Raw genomic sequence first — 1,707 nt, 5'->3', positions numbered from 1 at the left:
ACCGGCCGATGCCACAGGTGACTGGTTCGGTGCCGGTACCGGTTGGGGTTATGGTGAGCGCATCGCGGTCAATCTGAGCGGCTCTGACGCCGGCATGCTGCCCCACGCCGAAGACCTGTTGACCCTGGCGCGTTTCGCCTGGGAGCGCGGTGAGGCGATCCCGGCAGATGACGCCCAGCCGGTCTACCTGCGCGATAAAGTAGCCACCCCGAAAGCCCGATGATTCGACACTTTCTCCTGTAGGAGCGAGCCTGCTCGCGAAGGCTTCTGGTCAGTCAATGCATGTGTTGAATGTGCTGGACCCTTCGCGAGCAGGCTCGCTCCCACAGGTTCGCTGGTCACATACAAATATCGCCAATCGTCAGTTTCTGCCCCCTCGCTTAAAACCTTTTGCGCTTTATGTGTTCTAGTTATCACTCGGCAGTTTGCTAAGTCGGTCAAGTGCCGCTAAATTGCCATCATCGATACCGAGCATGACATTATGCGTATAGACGGCGTTTCCACTCAGTCCTACCCCATCAAGCGCAAGCCGCGTAAAGGCAATGCGGCGCTGGATGAGTCCGTCGAGATTATCGATGGCGAGCTGGAATTTCCGAGCGAGGAGCAACTGGCTGCTCGCGCCGCGCAAGCCACCGCGCAACGCCTGAGCAACCTGCCTGCCCGTCAACAAGACATGATCTACCACCGCGCGATGAAGAAGAGCGTAGCCATGGCTCTGGCCAGCTACCTGAGCACCGCCGGTTTTGTCGATTGGGACGCAGACGTGCTGGGCCTCGATCTGTATATCTGATGGACCTGCCTTACTACCTCGGTTGCCCGTCCTGGAGCGAAGATGCCTGGCGCGAGTATCTGTATCCGGTAGACGCAAAAACCTCCGACTTTCTCGCTCTCTACTGCCAGGTGTTCAACGCCGTCGAAGGCAACACCACCTTCTACGCCAGTCCATCGCCGGCTACCGTCCAGCGCTGGGCCGAGATCATGCCGGCACACTTTCGCTTCACTGCCAAATTCCCCGGCGACATCAGCCACAGCGGCGACTTGCGCGAGCAACTGACCGCTGCCGAAACTTTCCTGCAATTACTCAAGCCGTTAGGCGAACGTGTTTCGCCGCTGTGGCTGCAACTGTCGAAAAGCTTCACGCCGCGGCGTCTGCCGGAGCTCGCGGCGTTTATCGATGCGCTGGATTGCCCGCTTGCGGTCGAGGTGCGCAATGAACAGTTCTTCGCCAAGGGCGAGAGCGAGCGTCTGCTCAATCGTCTGTTGCTGGATCGCGGTGTCGAGCGCATCTGTCTCGACCCGCGCGCGCTGTTCAGTTGCTTGTCGACCGAGTCCTCGGTGATCCACGCGCAGTCGAAAAAGCCGCGTGTACCGACCCGTCCGGCGGCGTTCACGCAGTTTCCGCAGGTGCGTTTCATCGGCCATCCCGAGCTTGAGGCCAACGATGCGTTTCTTGTGCCGTGGTTGGCGAAAGTCGCTGAATGGATCGAAGAGGGCCGCACGCCCTACGTCTTTCTGCATACCGCCGACAACCTGTTGGCAGCGAAACTGGCGCAACGTTTTCACGCACAACTGATGCAACGTTTGCCTGGCTTGCCCGCGCTGCCTGAGCTATACAGAGAACCCGCCGCCGAGCAGCTTGGCTTGCTCTGAAGCGGGTTTTTTCTGCCCGGGAGCCCGTCGATGAACGTCCAAGTCAGTCAACAGCAA

General features: G+C 59.5%; 2 protein-coding genes and 1 pseudogene. All 3 read left to right on the top strand.

Annotated features, from left to right (window positions below; translation table 11 throughout):
• Positions 1–223: pseudogene (locus tag OQK_RS31035) on the top strand (tRNA (adenosine(37)-N6)-threonylcarbamoyltransferase complex dimerization subunit type 1 TsaB); the annotation flags it as partial.
• Between the two features lie 258 nt (positions 224–481).
• Positions 482–790, top strand: a complete 309-nt coding sequence (locus OQK_RS05590; protein ID WP_016771497.1) for a hypothetical protein — start codon at positions 482–484, stop codon at positions 788–790.
• Positions 790–1,650: a DUF72 domain-containing protein gene (locus OQK_RS05585; RefSeq protein ID WP_016771496.1), complete on the top strand. Its 861-nt coding sequence runs from the start codon at positions 790–792 to the stop codon at positions 1,648–1,650. The genes OQK_RS05590 and OQK_RS05585 overlap by 1 nt, the downstream gene beginning before the upstream one ends.
• Positions 1,651–1,707 lie beyond the last annotated feature (57 nt).

Origin of the sequence: Pseudomonas sp. R62 (assembly GCF_000257605.1) — a bacterium.
Classification (GTDB): domain Bacteria; phylum Pseudomonadota; class Gammaproteobacteria; order Pseudomonadales; family Pseudomonadaceae; genus Aquipseudomonas; species Aquipseudomonas atacamensis.
The sequence above is the reverse complement of the archived record's forward strand: the minus strand, read 5'-3'. Positions and strand labels throughout refer to the sequence as shown.

What these genes read in the sequence shown, in the direction of transcription:
- OQK_RS05585 (WP_016771496.1), top strand. Translation starts at nt 790, where the DNA reads ATGGACCTGCCTTACTACCTCGGTTGCCCGTCCTGGAGCGAAGATGCC.
- OQK_RS05590 (WP_016771497.1), top strand. Translation starts at nt 482, where the DNA reads ATGCGTATAGACGGCGTTTCCACTCAGTCCTACCCCATCAAGCGCAAG.